The organism is Halomonas halocynthiae DSM 14573 (assembly GCF_000425725.1).
Lineage (GTDB): Bacteria > Pseudomonadota > Gammaproteobacteria > Pseudomonadales > Halomonadaceae > Halomonas > Halomonas halocynthiae.
In genome coordinates this window covers 124,312-136,945 of the sequence record NZ_AUDZ01000014.1, presented here as the reverse complement: position 1 = coordinate 136,945, position 12,634 = coordinate 124,312, and the positions used below count along the sequence as shown (strand labels likewise).

Genomic DNA, 12,634 nt, shown 5'->3' with positions numbered 1-12,634 from the left:
GTCACCAAGGAGTTGGGCGAAGGACTCGCTCAGGGGAGAGCAGGAAGCTGGCGGCCTACGGGCCGCTTTTTTAATTTCAGATAACCTGATACCAAAAAACCGATAGTAAATGCTATCGGTTTTTGTGGAAGTGGCTGAGTGTTCGGTTAGCGTTCTAAGTATTTCAGCTTGTCCGGCTTGCCGTCCCACTCTTCAGCATCTGGTAGAGGGTCTTGCTTTTCGGCAATGTTAGGCCACACTTCCGCGAGCTCGGCGTTGAGCTCGATAAATTTTTCCTGGCCATCAGGAAGCTCATCTTCCGAGAAGATGGCCTCTGCAGGGCACTCGGGCTCGCAGAGCGCACAGTCAATGCACTCGTCGGGGTGTATCACCAGAAAGTTCGGGCCTTCGTAGAAGCAGTCCACGGGGCAGACTTCGACACAGTCGGTATATTTACACTTGATACAGTTGTCGACGACGACGAATGTCATGTGGCTCTTCCTTGTGGGGGTCCGGTAGTCGATATGGTCGCCTGCGAGAAAGCAGGCTTCGCTTATTCTTTTGTTGAATAAAAATATTGCTCTTTATGTCAATTTTTTCATGCTGAATTTATTTTAGACGTCCGCGTGGTGGCGGGCAAGTACCTTCAGGCATCGGAATGTCGCCGCCTGATGTTTTCCTCTCGTTGCTCTTTATAGTTGCGCTTGCCAATCCTGTAGCCACTCCAGCGCCTGGCGCGGTGTCATGTCATCGATAGAGAGTCCTGTCAACTCTTCAATCAGGGGGTGTGGGGTGCTAGCGAACATGTCGCTTTGCTGAGGAGTGTTCGGTGCCATGCCACGCTCTGTGCCGCGTTGGCTCTGGTCAACTTCCTGCTGTTCTAGCTGGTGTAACTTTTCGCGTGCGCGGGTAATCACATGTTTTGGGACGCCCGCTAACATAGCAACTTGAAGTCCGTAGCTCTGGTTAGCAGGCCCATCTTGCACACGGTGCATGAAGACGATGCCGTCATTGTGCTCGGCAGCGGTTAAGTGCACGTTGACTACGCTGTCTAGCTGTTCGGGCAGTGCCGTCATCTCAAAATAGTGTGTAGCGAACAGGGTAAAGGCACGGCTTCGGGTCAGGTGCTCGGCGCTGGCCCAGGCTAGCGAAAGGCCATCGAACGTGCTGGTGCCACGGCCTATTTCGTCCATCAATACCAAACTCTGGTCGGTGGCGTTGTGTAGGATATTGGCGGTTTCTGTCATTTCGACCATGAACGTTGAGCGCCCGCCCGCTAAGTCATCTGATGAGCCGATCCGAGTAAAAATACGGTCTACGGGGCCGATAGTGGCCGACTCGGCAGGTACAAAGCTTCCGGTATGCGCGAGTAAGGTAATCAAGGCTGCCTGGCGCATGTAGGTTGACTTACCGCCCATGTTGGGGCCGGTGATGATCAGCATGCGACGTTGGTCGTTCATAAATAGGTCGTTAGGGACAAAGGGGGTGTCGCTGACCTGCTCAACAACGGGGTGGCGCCCTCCGTGAATTTCAATGCCTGGTGACTCCGCTAAAACGGGGGCCACAAGGTCGAGTGCTCTGGCGCGTTCGGCAAGCGTCGTCAGCACATCGAGGCTGGCAAGTGCTCGGCCGCAGGCCTGTAGGCCTTGGAGTACAGCATTTAGGGTGTCGAGCAGGCCGTCATAGAGGAGTTTTTCTCGAGCCAGTGCACGAGACTTGGCTGACAGTGCCTTGTCTTCAAATTCTTTTAGCTCGGGAATAATGAAGCGCTCGGCATTTTTGAGTGTCTGGCGGCGAATATAGTCTGCCGGCACATCACCAGAATAGGCTCTGGAAATTTCAATGTAGTAACCATGAACGCGGTTGTAACCGACCTTGAGCGAGCTAAGCCCTGTTCGTTCGCGTTCGCGCTGCTCCAGCTCAACCAGATAACTGCCAGCGTTTTCGACTAAGCCTCGGTACTCATCCAGTTCGGCATCAAAGCCATTGGCAATGACGCCGCCGTCACGCAGTACTACCGGCGGGTTTTCAATAAGAGCTCGCTCTAGCGTGTTGCTGATGTCAGGCCAAGGCTGAACTCGGGGCCTGAGATCGTCGAGTAGGGTGTTGTCGTTTTGGCTCGTCGTGTGGCAATAAGGTGCCAGTGTGTCATGAAGGGCCGGTAAAATGGCCAGTGCGTCGCGAAGGCGTGCAAGATCTCGTGGGCGGGCGCTATGTAGTGCGACCCGTGACAGGATGCGCTCAACATCGCCGATACCCTTGAGTAATTCGCGTAGGTCGGCAAAGCCGTCGTGGTCAAGCAAAACGGCAATAGCCGCTTGGCGACTTCTGACGTGAACTGCATCGCGCAGAGGGCGATTCAGCCAGCGTTTGAGGAGCCGTGAGCCCATGGCCGTGCTGGATGTATCCAGTACGCTGGCCAGGGTATTGTCTGTGCCGCCAGCAAGGTTGCTGTCGATTTCCAGATTGCGGCGGCTTGTTGTATCAATCACCACGGCTTCATCGCGATTTTCAACGCTGATTTCGGTGACGTGGGGCAGCTGTGAGCGCTGAGTGTCGCGGGCATAATCAATCAGTACGCCAGCCGCTGTCAGAGCCGCGCTCAGGTGGGCGCAGCCGAAGCCTCTTAAGTCTTGTACGCCAAACTGGTCGCACAGCAGGCGGGTTGCACTATCTTGTTCAAATAGCCAGTCGCTTTGGCGTTTCAATCCGCGGCGCTCGCTCAGCGCCGCAGATAAAACAAGGCTGTCGGCAATCAGCAATTCGGCAGGGTCTAGTCGGGCCAGCTCAGAGAGCATTTCATTTTCATCGCCGACTTCTAGCACGCTAAAGCGACCGCTAGACAGTTCTAACCAGGCTAAACCATGGCAGTCCGCTGCGGCGTGTATGGCTACCAGTAAATTGTCACGGCGGGCATCGAGGAGGGCTTCGTCATGCAGCGTGCCAGGGGTGACAATGCGGACAACTTTACGCTCTACGGGGCCCTTAGAGGTTGCTGGATCGCCAATCTGCTCGCAGATAGCGACGGACTCACCCGCTTGAACCAAGCGGGCCAGGTAACCTTCGGCGCTGTGATAGGGCACGCCAGCCATCGGGATAGGCTGGCCAGCAGACTGGCCGCGCTGGGTCAGAGTGATGTCGAGTAATGTTGCGGCCCGCTTGGCATCGTCGAAAAACAGCTCATAAAAATCGCCCATGCGATAAAACAGCAGCACTTCGGGGTGGTCGCGTTTGATCTTGAGGTACTGCGCCATCATCGGCGTGTGTGTCGGCTTGGCGTGAGAGGCCAGGTCGTTCATGAGATATCGCTCGTTATTCCGGGACTTGAGATAGGGCTTGGGGCTGCGAGGTGTCTGACTGATTCAGCCTGACTCGGTGGTAGGCCGCAAGCCATGAAAAAATTGTAACTTGCAGCATAACATGCACGCGAGGCGAGTCCGGAATATCTCACTGGAACTGTTGCAGTTGCCTCCTGTCCCACGCCCTAACGATGCACGTTTGAATAATATTAGGAAAATTTTTATGGATGTCGTACGTTGATTCTTTACCATTCTGCTTCCCCCTGTCGGTGTTTTTTACCGATTGGGTCGGGGCTGCAGTTTTGAGTCAGCATGTTGCTAATGCTGTTGAGCGATATTCCTAGGATTATTCACACAGTCTGGATTATTGCTAGACGTCGACAGTTACTCTGGGAGAAATAGTGTGTTGCATCGCATTGAGTCGTTATCGCAGCTAAATACCCAGGTGCTGGCGCAACGCTTGGGTGAAGCCTGTCTTTCTCGCCGCCGCATGGTAACCAGCGCCGAGTCTTGTACTGGCGGAGGCGTGGCCAGCGCAATAACAGATATTGCTGGCAGCTCGGGTTGGTTTGAAACGGGGTATGTGACGTATTCCAATGCGGCCAAGACGCGCTTGTTGGATGTTCCTTCAGTGCTACTGGAAACTCATGGAGCCGTTAGTCGAGACGTTGTATTGGCGATGGCGGAGGGGGCCTGTCGCGATAGTGGCGCTCATGCTGGTGTTGCGGTAAGTGGTGTGGCTGGGCCAGGTGGGGGAAGTGAGGCCAAGCCAGTCGGTACCGTATGGTTTGCTTGGGGCAGTATCGGGCACGTGCAAGCGGAGTGCTTTTATCTGTCGGGCGACCGCTTGGCTGTGCGTCAGCAAGCAGTGAGGCTGGCACTGGCGATGTTGTTGGTCTGTATTGATGGTCCAGCCCTTGAAGATTGAGTTCTTGAAGGCTGAGCCGGCACGTGAAAAAACGCGCTAACGACAAAACTGGCGCAGGGCAGTTTTTTTCGCCATACTACTGTGTAATCATACAGGGTAGGTGGTTGGGCTGGCGCCACGAGCAAGTCTGACATTTTTACGTTTTTGCCGTCTGCTGCGGCTATTCCAGGAGGTTATCATGGCTCAGGATGACAATCGCACCAAAGCGTTGAATGCCGCGCTTTCGCAGATTGATCGACAGTTTGGTAAGGGTACCGTGATGCGTCTGGGAGACGCGCCGCGCGTGGTCATGCCGTCGGTATCTACCGGCTCGCTAGGGCTGGATATTGCTCTTGGCATTGGTGGTTTGCCGATGGGGCGAGTGGTAGAAATTTTTGGCCCAGAGTCTTCAGGTAAGACAACGCTGACGCTGTCGGTCATTGCGCAGGCGCAAAAACAAGGCAAAGTATGTGCCTTTATCGATGCGGAGCATGCGCTGGATCCGAGCTACGCTGAGAAGTTGGGCGTTAACCTGGATGACTTGCTGGTTTCTCAACCTGATACCGGTGAGCAAGCGCTGGAAGTCTGCGACATGCTTGTGCGCTCCGGTGGTGTTGATGTGATCATTATCGACTCAGTCGCGGCATTGACGCCACGGGCCGAAATTGAGGGTGAGATGGGGGATGCCCACGTTGGTTTGCAGGCACGTTTGATGTCGCAAGCACTGCGCAAGATCACCGGTAATATCAAAAATGCCAACTGCTTGGTGGTGTTCATCAACCAGATTCGCATGAAAATTGGTGTCATGTTTGGCAGCCCCGAAACCACAACGGGCGGTAATGCACTGAAGTTCTATTCGAGTGTACGGCTAGATATCCGTCGGACGGGCTCGGTCAAGCAGGGTGATGAAGTGACCGGTAATGAAACGCGGGTCAAGGTCGTCAAAAATAAAGTCGCGCCGCCATTCCGCCAAGCTGAATTCCAGATCCTTTATGGCAAAGGGATTTACCATGCCGGTGAGGTAGTCGACTTGGGTGTGCAGTGCGACCTGGTTGGCAAGTCCGGTGCTTGGTATAGCTACAAAGGCAATAAGATCGGTCAGGGTAAGGCGAATGCTGCTCAGTTCCTTGAGGACAATCCTGCGATGCTGGAAGAAATTGAATCCGGTATTCGTGCTCAGTTGCTGGCAAGCCCCGATGCTAAGCAGGAGGAGGCTGAGGTGGAGCCCAGCATTGTGGAAGATGGCAGAGAGACTGACAGCTTGTCGTGAGGCGGTCAGTAAAGCGCCTAAACGGTCTGGTGTATGCAAGGTGTCATGCGGGGTGAAATGGTCATGTCTGCCAGTAGGCTTAGCGCGACTCGTAACGTCAGTCAGGGGACCCCTCGTGATGATGCGGTTCGCTTGCTGGCACGACGTGAATACTCTCAGGAAGAGCTCTGGCAGCGGCTGATCGCCAGAGGGCATGCGGTTGATGATGTGCAAACCTGCTTGGAAGCATTAATTGAGCAGGGTTTGCAAAGCGACCGCCGCTTTGCTGAAAGCTTTGTGCGTTCGCGGATTTTTCGTGGTCAGGGACCAAAGCGTATCCGTGCCGACTTAGGGCAGCGGGGCATTGACCGGCCAATGATCAGCGAGGCGCTGGAGGCAGCACAAGAATACGTGGACTGGTTTGAGTTGGCATCTGATGTGCTGGCGCGCCGTTTTTCAAGCCCCGGCGATACGCTTAAAGACCGCGCTCGGCGTGAGCGTTTTCTGGTCGGGCGTGGTTTTGACTTTGATCACCTGCGTCATGCCATGCGTTATGCTTGGGGTGATGGCTGATCCGCTTGCCTCCATTTCAATCACCCCTGTAGTCCGGCGTCGACTGCGTTATAATAATGCCCTTTGCGAAGCAAGCACTGGGTCACGCCCCTGAGTGGGTTCGTCCTTTTCGGTTTGTTCGGCAGCCTACAGTGGCGTCAACACTGTGATGAAGGTTGGCCGGCCCTTCAGTCGCGAGCACATCAGCGTTCGCCTGTCTTATCGAGTGCTTTTTCCTGTTATCGGGTGGCCCGGTCTGACATCCAGCCCCCATGCCTTTCGCCACGGACATTTCATGAAAAGCGCAGCTATCAGACAAGCCTTTTTGGGTTTTTTCGAAAAGCAGGGGCATACCATTGTGCCTTCCAGTTCACTCGTCCCAAGCAATGATCCTACCCTGCTATTTACTAATGCTGGGATGGTGCCGTTCAAGGATGTTTTCCTGGGACGCGATCCGCGGAGCTATGTGCGAGCCACCTCGTCGCAGCGTTGTGTACGTGCGGGTGGCAAGCATAATGATCTGGATAATGTTGGCTATACCGCACGCCACCATACGTTTTTTGAAATGCTGGGTAATTTCAGTTTTGGCGACTACTTCAAGCGCGAAGCTATCCAGTTTGCGTGGAAATTCCTGACAGAAGAGCTCGGGCTGCCGAAAGAAAAGCTTTGGGTCACCGTACATATCAGTGACGATGAGGCTGAGCGTATCTGGAAGGATGAGATGGGTGTTGACCCTGAGCGCTTCTCACGCCTTGATGAAGATAATTTCTGGCAGATGGGTGATACCGGCCCCTGCGGGCCAAGTTCGGAAATTTTCTATGACCATGGCGAAGAGGTTTGGGGAGGCCCTCCTGGTAGCCCAGAAGAAGATGGTGATCGGTATATCGAGATCTGGAATCTTGTGTTCATGCAGTTTGATCGTGATGCCCAGGGCAACCTGAATGCGTTGCCAAAGCCATCAATTGATACTGGTATGGGGCTTGAGCGTATCGCTGCGGTTATGCAGGGGGTTCATTCTAATTATGATATCGACCTGTTCCAGAATTTGTTGGCGGCAGCGGCTGAGGCAACAGGGCATGCCGATACCAGCACACCATCGTTGCGGGTCATTGCTGACCATATTCGTTCCTGCTCTTTTTTAATTGTTGATGGTGTTTTGCCATCCAATGAAGGGCGGGGCTATGTGTTGCGTCGCATCATTCGCCGCGCGGTGCGTCATGGCCACAAGCTGGGTGCAACAGGCATGTTTTTCCATCAACTGGTCGCGGCGCTTGATGCTGAGATGGGCGAGGCGTATCCAGAGTTGCGTAGCGCTCGAGGCCAGATTGAACGTGTGTTGCTCAAAGAAGAAGAGCAGTTTGCCCGTACGCTCGATAATGGCATGAAGCTGCTTGAGGAGGCGCTGGCGACTCTCAAGGGCGACACCTTGCCGGGAGAGACCATTTTTAAACTTTATGATACCTACGGTTTCCCGTTTGACCTAACAGCAGACGTTTGCCGGGAGCGTGAGGTGTCATTGGATGAAACCGGCTTTGAACGTGAGCTTGAAGCGCAAAGGAAAAGAGCGCGTGCCGCCAGCCAGTTTGGCGCAGATTACGGTGTGGCCCTGACGCTTGAGGGTGAAACGTTGTTCAGTGGTTATGAACGTCTAGAGGACAGCGCCGAGGTGGTGGCAATAGCTGACAGCGAGGGCAATCCGCTGACAAGGCTGGCGTCAGGAGAGGCTGGTGTAGTGGTGCTGGACCGTACGCCGTTTTATGGCGAATCTGGCGGTCAAGTTGGTGACACCGGCTATCTAGAGATAGACGGTGGGCACTTTGTTGTCGAAGACACCCAGAAACAAGGCAGCCACCACTTACATCAGGGTCGTATGCTTGAGGGTGAGCTTGAGGTGGGTGCAGTGGTCACACCCAAGGTTGACTCAGGCTTGCGGGCAGCGATTGTGCGCAATCATTCTGCGACGCACCTGCTTCACAAAGCGCTGACCATGGTGTTGGGCGATCATGTTCAGCAGAAAGGTTCACTGGTGACGTCTGAACGCTTGCGTTTCGATTTCAGTCACTTTGAGCCTGTAACCGGCGAGCAGCTTGAAGTCATAGAGCGTTTGGTTAATGAGCAGATATTGGCTAATGCAGAAACGCATGTCGAGTCAATGACGCTGGATGAGGCCAAAGCGCGTGGTGCCGCAGCACTGTTCGAGGCGAAGTATGCTGATCGCGTTCGTGTGCTGACTATTGGTGCGGATGACTTTTCGATAGAGCTGTGTGGCGGCACGCATGTAACGCGTAGTGGCGATATTGGTTGCTTCCATATTGTTGCCGAAAGCGGTATCGCCAGTGGTGTGCGTCGTATTGAAGCCATTACTGGGCAAGCGGCGTTAGACTATTTCGGGTTGCAGGAAGCACGAGTGGCGCGGATGGGTGCGCGCCTCAGGGTTAAGCCGGACCAGTTGGAGGAACGCGTTGAGTCGTTAGTAGAGCGCAATCGTCGCCTCGAAAAAGAGCTCGAACAACTTAAGGCTAAGCTAGTGAGTGCAGAAGGCAGTGACTTGCTTGCTGAGGTTCAAGAGGTGCAAGGCATTAACGTGTTAGCCAAGCAGCTTGAGGGTGTCTCAGGTAAAGAGCTGCGCGGCATGTTGGATCAGCTCAAAAGTCAGCTGGGCTCCGGTGTCATGGTGCTTGGTGTGGCTGACGAATCTGCGGGTAAGGTCAGCCTGATTGCAGGGGTAACTGATGACCTGACTGCGACGCTCAAGGCCGGTGCGCTGGTTAATCACGTGGCGTCTCAGGTTGGCGGTAAAGGTGGAGGTCGTGCTGATATGGCTCAGGCAGGTGGCAGCGATGTGGCTGCTCTGGCTGGTGCGCTGGCTAGCGTGGCTGGCTGGGTGGAAAGCCAGCTGTAGTGTAGTACTGATTACTGGAGCGCGTGACGCTTGGGTCGATTTTTCGGGCTCGCGTAAATGCAGGTGACGTGCATTCCATTTTCACTCATGGGCGCCGAAGGTGCCCGCTTTACGAGGGAAAAACAGTTTATGGCACTATTTGTACAGAAATATGGCGGCTCCTCGGTAGGCTCGGTTGAGCGTATTAAGGCTGTTGCAGAGCGAGTTAAGGGGTTTCGTGATGCTGGCCACCAGGTTGTGGTGGTGTTATCAGCCATGAGCGGTGAGACCAATCGATTGATTGGTTTGGCTAACGAAATTAATGACACCCCCACGCCGCGCGAGATGGACATGCTGGTGTCGACGGGTGAGCAGGTCACCATCTCGCTGCTAGCGATGGCTCTGCATAAGCTGGGTGTGCCGGCAACATCCTATACGGGGTCTCAAGTTGGTATTCTGACAGACAGTTCGCATACCAAAGCGCGTATTCAGCGTATTGAAACGGATGAAATGCGTGAGGACCTTGAGGACGGTAAGGTCGTGGTGGTGGCAGGCTTTCAGGGGGTTGATACTGAGGGCAATATCACTACGCTGGGGCGCGGCGGATCAGACACCACTGGTGTGGCTCTGGCGGCGGCTCTGAAGGCTGATGAATGTCAGATTTATACTGATGTCGATGGCGTGTACACCACTGACCCGAGGGTCTGTGCCAAAGCTCAGCGTTTGGCGACCGTCACGGTGGAGGAAATGCTGGAGCTGGCAAGCCTTGGTTCTAAAGTATTGCAAATTCGTGCCGTCGAGTTCGCCGGCAAATACAATGTTGCGTTGCGTGTGCTGTCCAGCTTTGAGGATGGCCCGGGCACTCTGATCGTCGCAGACTCCGACAAACACGAGGATTCCATGGAAGAGCCGCTGATCTCAGGTATTGCTTTTACTGCTAATGAAGCCAAATTAACATTGCTGAATACTCCCGATGTACCGGGGGTGGCTTCGCGGATTCTGGGTCCGATTGCCGATGGTAATATCGAAATCGACATGATTGTGCAGAATGTGGCGCCAGCTGGTAACTACACTGACTTCACGTTCACCGTGGCAAAAGGTGACTATCGCCAAACCATGAAGATTCTGGAAGAGCAGGTGCTACCAGACTTGGGTGAAGGCGAAGTTAAAGGTGATGAGAACATTGCTAAGGTCTCGCTGGTTGGTGTGGGTATGCGCTCTCACGCTGGTGTGGCATCCAAAATGTTCCGTGTTTTGTCTGATGAAAATATTAATATCCGTATGGTCTCCACATCAGAGATCAAAATTTCGGTAGTTATTGATGAAAAGCAGATGGAGCTTGCGGTGCGTGCGCTCCATACGGCGTTTGGGCTTGATAAAGCTGAGGTTGAGCAGGAAGCCAACTAAGACTGCTCTTTTGTCTGAAGGGGGCGGTCATATGTTAAGCACTCGATGAAATACGGTAGATTTACGCCGTAAGGCTTCCAATTGGCGTATTTTTCGGGTGTTATGGTCGCCCTGTCATTTGTAAAGAATGATGAATCTGACATTTCATGTCGCTGAAATGTCGTCAGCGAGTTTTCGCGCTAGCCGTCTGAGAAGGAGATCAGTCATGCTCATCTTAACCCGCCGTGTCGGTGAAACTTTGATGATAGGAGATGACGTTGCCGTCACTGTGCTTGGGATAAAGGGCAATCAGGTGCGTATCGGTGTTAACGCCCCGAAACAGGTAGCCGTCCACCGTGAAGAGATTTATGACCGGATCAAGAGTGAAAGGTCTGAGGATGAAGGCGAGGACTAGCGTAAACGCCTGGGGTTTATCATCAAAAGCCAATAATAAAAAAGATAAAATTGTTGATCAGGCTGGACATGACCCTTACGTATCGGTAGGATACGCACCGTGTCGAAGGAGAGGTGGCCGAGTGGCTGAAGGCGCTCCCCTGCTAAGGGAGTATAGGGTTTATAGCCCTATCGAGGGTTCGAATCCCTCTCTCTCCGCCAAAGACACAAAGATTCGCGCCCGTAGCTCAGCTGGATAGAGTACCTGACTACGAATCAGGGGGTCGGAGGTTCGAATCCTCCCGGGCGCGCCATCTTTTCAGTAAATTGGCGATAGTTGATGTGCTGTATGTCAAACGCCATTGTAGAAAAAGAGCAATGCTTGCGAGTTGTTCTTCGGCCCGTTAGGCCATATAAGTCATAAAATATGATTATCGCATGTTGCGCCCGTAGCTCAGCTGGATAGAGTACCTGACTACGAATCAGGGGGTCGGAGGTTCGAATCCTCCCGGGCGCGCCAACGACTAAAACCCCGATTTCTTAAGAAATCGGGGTTTTTCGTTTTTTGCTCGGCAGCTGCAAGGTATCTGAACAGCTCAGAGTGGTTCCGTTAGCACATTGAGTAGTCTGTCGAGGTCGGTGATTCGTTTTAGTGTGTCGAAGCGACGATTGGCCTCGCTGTCTTGACTGCGCATATGGTTAATCCATTGCTTGAGTAACGACACCACTACCTTATTGGTATGTACGCGACGCTGCATGGTGGCAAATTCACGCAGTAATTTCGCGCGATCATGCCAGTGTGTAGTGGCAAGCCGCTCTCCAGTGGCATGCCAGTGATGAATGCGTGCTGCCAGCCAAGGGTCAGCGAGTGCGCCGCGTCCTAGCATGACATCTTGGCAGCCAGAGAGTGTGCGAGCTTTCCAGTAGTCCTCCAGTGTCCAAATATCACCGTTAGCCACAACGGGAATGGACAGGTGGCGTTGAATGCGGCCTATCCATTCCCAGTGAGCGGGTGGGCGATAGCCGTCCTGCCGCGTTCTTCCGTGCACAACAAGTTGTTGTGCACCGCCATCTTCAGCCGCCCGAGCGCAATCCAGTGCCAGAAGACGGCTGGCGAAGCCCAGGCGTATTTTGGCGGTGACTGGCAGGGTGTCACCCACTGCGCGATGGGTAGCGGAAACTGCGGTATAGAGGCGCTGCGGGTCGCGCAACAGGGATGCGCCGCCATCATGACGGTTGACCAGTTTGGTTGGGCAGCCAAAGTTGAGATCTAGGCTAGAAGCGCCAAGCTTGAGTGCCTGTTGGGCGTTTTCTGCCAGGGCCTGCGGATCAGAACCTAGAAGCTGGAGGTGAACGGGTACGCCGCTGGGCGTATGCGGTGCGGGGTCGGCCAGCTCAGGACAATGGCGCAAAAAAGTGCGCGGTGGAAGACGAGTGCCTACCACGCGTACGAATTCGGTGACGGTCCAGTCGAAGCCTGGGTGTCGTGTCAGTAGGTCCCGAGTAATGGCGTCAATGACGCCTTCCATGGGTGCAAGGCCGACGCGGCCTTGTTGTAGTTTTTTAACAACACTGATTTCCACCATGGCACCGTTGCAACAGAGCTAAAGAATGGGCAGGTTATAGCATCAGAATTCATCTGCAAGCTATCAGTATGTCTTGGTCAACGGGCTGACGGTGGCAAAAACAAAATAGAGAGGCTTCCCATGCAGGATTCCCAGTTACTGGTTGAGGGCGTGGCTCTGATGGGCCTTGGTATGGGGGTTGTGTTTGTTTTTCTGACGGTGCTGGTGATGGTCACCACGCTAATGTCGAAAATCATTGGGCGCTTTTTCCCCGAGTCAGTCGCTCCGCCGGCACAGCAGTCAGCGCAGGAAGTGACTGCTGTGGCCGATGATGATGACCTGATGGTGGTTATCAGTACTGCCGTACATCGTTATCGCCAGCGCCGCTGAGACGGCACTTCACCTATTACAGACCCTGAGTAA

At 54.0% G+C, this 12,634-nt stretch carries 10 protein-coding genes and 3 tRNA genes; 10 read left to right on the top strand and 3 right to left on the bottom strand.

Annotation, left to right across the window (positions count from 1 at the left end):
• Window positions 1–146: 146 nt before the first annotated feature.
• Together fdxA and mutS are read right to left on the bottom strand one after the other, a co-directional pair.
• The gene (fdxA, locus tag H616_RS0102575; protein ID WP_027965955.1) at window positions 147–470 is read right to left on the bottom strand and encodes a ferredoxin FdxA; all 324 of its coding nucleotides are present in this window, start codon (window positions 468–470) and stop codon (window positions 147–149) included.
• Window positions 471–671: 201 nt separating this feature from the next.
• Window positions 672–3,278 carry a DNA mismatch repair protein MutS gene (gene mutS, locus H616_RS0102570; RefSeq protein WP_027965954.1) on the bottom strand — a complete coding sequence of 869 codons (2,607 nt, stop codon included), beginning with the start codon at window positions 3,276–3,278 and terminating at the stop codon, window positions 672–674.
• A gap of 403 nt (window positions 3,279–3,681) precedes the next feature.
• On the opposite strand from mutS, the gene H616_RS0102565 reads away from it, so the two are divergent.
• The 9 genes from H616_RS0102565 to H616_RS0102525 all read left to right on the top strand — a co-directional run bounded on the left by H616_RS0102565 (window position 3,682) and on the right by H616_RS0102525 (window position 11,166).
• Window positions 3,682–4,206, top strand: a complete 525-nt coding sequence (locus H616_RS0102565) for a CinA family protein (RefSeq protein WP_156906407.1) — start codon at window positions 3,682–3,684, stop codon at window positions 4,204–4,206.
• A gap of 178 nt (window positions 4,207–4,384) precedes the next feature.
• Window positions 4,385–5,455, top strand: coding sequence for a recombinase RecA (gene recA, locus H616_RS0102560; protein WP_027965952.1), 1,071 nt, complete (start codon window positions 4,385–4,387; stop codon window positions 5,453–5,455).
• 63 nt (window positions 5,456–5,518) lie between these two features.
• Window positions 5,519–6,007: a regulatory protein RecX gene (locus tag H616_RS14055; RefSeq protein ID WP_035572423.1), complete on the top strand. Its 489-nt coding sequence runs from the start codon at window positions 5,519–5,521 to the stop codon at window positions 6,005–6,007.
• 274 nt (window positions 6,008–6,281) lie between these two features.
• Window positions 6,282–8,888 (top strand): alanine--tRNA ligase, encoded by a 2,607-nt coding sequence (gene alaS / locus H616_RS0102550; RefSeq protein WP_027965951.1) that lies wholly within the window; start codon window positions 6,282–6,284, stop codon window positions 8,886–8,888.
• 129 nt (window positions 8,889–9,017) lie between these two features.
• Window positions 9,018–10,274 carry an aspartate kinase gene (locus tag H616_RS0102545; protein WP_027965950.1) on the top strand — a complete coding sequence of 419 codons (1,257 nt, stop codon included), beginning with the start codon at window positions 9,018–9,020 and terminating at the stop codon, window positions 10,272–10,274.
• Between the two features lie 205 nt (window positions 10,275–10,479).
• The gene (csrA, locus tag H616_RS0102540; RefSeq protein ID WP_027965949.1) at window positions 10,480–10,668 is read left to right on the top strand and encodes a carbon storage regulator CsrA; all 189 of its coding nucleotides are present in this window, start codon (window positions 10,480–10,482) and stop codon (window positions 10,666–10,668) included.
• A 107-nt stretch (window positions 10,669–10,775) separates the two neighbouring features.
• Window positions 10,776–10,868 (top strand) — tRNA-Ser (locus H616_RS0102535).
• A 15-nt stretch (window positions 10,869–10,883) separates the two neighbouring features.
• Window positions 10,884–10,960: transfer RNA gene (locus H616_RS0102530), tRNA-Arg, on the top strand.
• A 129-nt stretch (window positions 10,961–11,089) separates the two neighbouring features.
• Window positions 11,090–11,166, top strand: a tRNA-Arg gene (locus tag H616_RS0102525).
• A gap of 76 nt (window positions 11,167–11,242) precedes the next feature.
• On the opposite strand, the gene H616_RS0102520 is transcribed toward H616_RS0102525, so the two are convergent.
• The gene (locus H616_RS0102520; RefSeq protein ID WP_035572418.1) at window positions 11,243–12,175 is read right to left on the bottom strand and encodes a tRNA dihydrouridine synthase; all 933 of its coding nucleotides are present in this window, start codon (window positions 12,173–12,175) and stop codon (window positions 11,243–11,245) included.
• Between the two features lie 177 nt (window positions 12,176–12,352).
• On the opposite strand from H616_RS0102520, the gene H616_RS0102515 reads away from it, so the two are divergent.
• Window positions 12,353–12,601: an OadG family protein gene (locus H616_RS0102515; RefSeq protein ID WP_027965947.1), complete on the top strand. Its 249-nt coding sequence runs from the start codon at window positions 12,353–12,355 to the stop codon at window positions 12,599–12,601.
• The last annotated feature ends 33 nt before the right edge of the window (window positions 12,602–12,634 follow it).

Coding starts and splice junctions, on each gene's coding strand:
- alaS (WP_027965951.1), top strand. CDS start 6,282: ATGAAAAGCGCAGCTATCAGACAAGCCTTTTTGGGTTTTTTCGAAAAG.
- H616_RS0102545 (WP_027965950.1), top strand. CDS start 9,018: ATGGCACTATTTGTACAGAAATATGGCGGCTCCTCGGTAGGCTCGGTT.
- fdxA (WP_027965955.1), bottom strand. CDS start 470: ATGACATTCGTCGTCGTCGACAACTGTATCAAGTGTAAATATACCGAC.
- H616_RS14055 (WP_035572423.1), top strand. CDS start 5,519: ATGTCTGCCAGTAGGCTTAGCGCGACTCGTAACGTCAGTCAGGGGACC.
- csrA (WP_027965949.1), top strand. CDS start 10,480: ATGCTCATCTTAACCCGCCGTGTCGGTGAAACTTTGATGATAGGAGAT.
- H616_RS0102520 (WP_035572418.1), bottom strand. CDS start 12,175: ATGGAAGGCGTCATTGACGCCATTACTCGGGACCTACTGACACGACAC.
- H616_RS0102515 (WP_027965947.1), top strand. CDS start 12,353: ATGCAGGATTCCCAGTTACTGGTTGAGGGCGTGGCTCTGATGGGCCTT.
- recA (WP_027965952.1), top strand. CDS start 4,385: ATGGCTCAGGATGACAATCGCACCAAAGCGTTGAATGCCGCGCTTTCG.
- mutS (WP_027965954.1), bottom strand. CDS start 3,278: ATGAACGACCTGGCCTCTCACGCCAAGCCGACACACACGCCGATGATG.